Source organism: Roseobacter cerasinus (genome assembly GCF_009811755.1).
In the GTDB taxonomy this organism is placed as follows: domain Bacteria; phylum Pseudomonadota; class Alphaproteobacteria; order Rhodobacterales; family Rhodobacteraceae; genus Roseobacter; species Roseobacter cerasinus.
The window spans coordinates 1-1,255 of record NZ_BLIV01000021.1; the positions used below are offsets into that span (position 1 = coordinate 1).

At 55.9% G+C, this 1,255-nt stretch carries 1 protein-coding gene; it reads left to right on the forward strand.

The window, feature by feature from the left end; translation table 11 throughout:
- Positions 1 to 74 precede the first annotated feature (74 nt).
- Positions 75 to 1,133 carry an IS110 family RNA-guided transposase gene (locus So717_RS21985; protein WP_159981417.1) on the forward strand — a complete coding sequence of 353 codons (1,059 nt, stop codon included), beginning with the start codon at positions 75 to 77 and terminating at the stop codon, positions 1,131 to 1,133.
- Positions 1,134 to 1,255: the final 122 nt, after the last annotated feature.

Genomic DNA, 1,255 nt, shown 5'->3' on the forward strand with positions numbered 1-1,255 from the left:
CCGCTAATGGGATGTACCGGCTGCTTCACCCAGCACGGTAGGCTCTGCCTATTTCTGCAAACTGGAGAAGTAGCATGGCGAAGACAGATTTTGATGAACTGATGTCGATTGGTATCGATATTGGCAAAGACACATTCCATTTGGTTGGTTTCGATCAGGCAGGCCAGCGCGTCCTGCGCAAACAGATCAAGCGATTGGCGCTGGTGACGACGTTCGAGAAGCTGCCTCGTTGCATTGTGGGCATGGAGGCGTGTCTGAACGCTCATTTTGTCAGCCGGACGCTACGAGAGATGGGCTTTGAGTCCCGGATCATCCCCGCAATCTATGTGAAGCCTTTCAACAAAGGGCAGAAGAACGATTACAATGATGCAGAGGCGATCGCCGAGGCCGCGCTTCGGCCGAACCTGCAAACCGTGTCTGAGAAGAGTCAGGATCAGCTCGATCTTCAAGCACTGCACCGGGTCAGATCACGTTTGGTGTCTCGCCGGACAGCAACGATCAACCAAATCCGCGCTTTCCTGATCGAACAGGGCATCACCGTGCGCAAAGGCCTACGCGCCTTGAAGAACTCGTTCGAGGCAATCTTGGAGGAACGCAAAGATGAGATATCACCACGGATGCGGTCGATCCTGATCGGCCTCTATGGCGATTGGATGTGGATGGACGACCGGATTGATAAGGTGTCCGCGGAGATTGAAGAGATCAGTCGAACCGAAGAGAACTGTGTCAACGTCATGACGGTCCCAGGCATTGGCCCGATGATCTCAACAGCGATGGTCGCGGCCATTGGCGAGGGGGAGGCGTTTGATCGCGGTCGAGACTTCGCAGCTTGGGTCGGGCTCGTCCCCCGACAATACAGCACGGGCGGCCGAACTGTTTTGGGGCGCATCTCCAAGCGCGGCAGCCGATATCTAAGGATGCTGTTCGTTCAGGCGGCAAAGATCATTATGATGCGACCGCATCGTTGGCCCGGCTTCAGCTTCGGCGATTGGCTGGCGCGCGCTTCTGAACGCATGCATCGGAACAAGGCCGCTGTCGCCCTTGCTAATAAACTGGCGCGCATGGCCTGGAGCATACTGAGGCACAAGACGGCGTTCGACGCGCCAAGAGACGAGGTTGCAGTCGGCGTTTAACGACCCGAAGCAATCCAAAGGAGTTCGCGAAAGATCGAAAGCATGGAACGGAAAAACTACGCCCCCAGAATCTGACGGCCCAAATAGTCGACAACGACTTGTCCGGTAATGAGATCACGGCG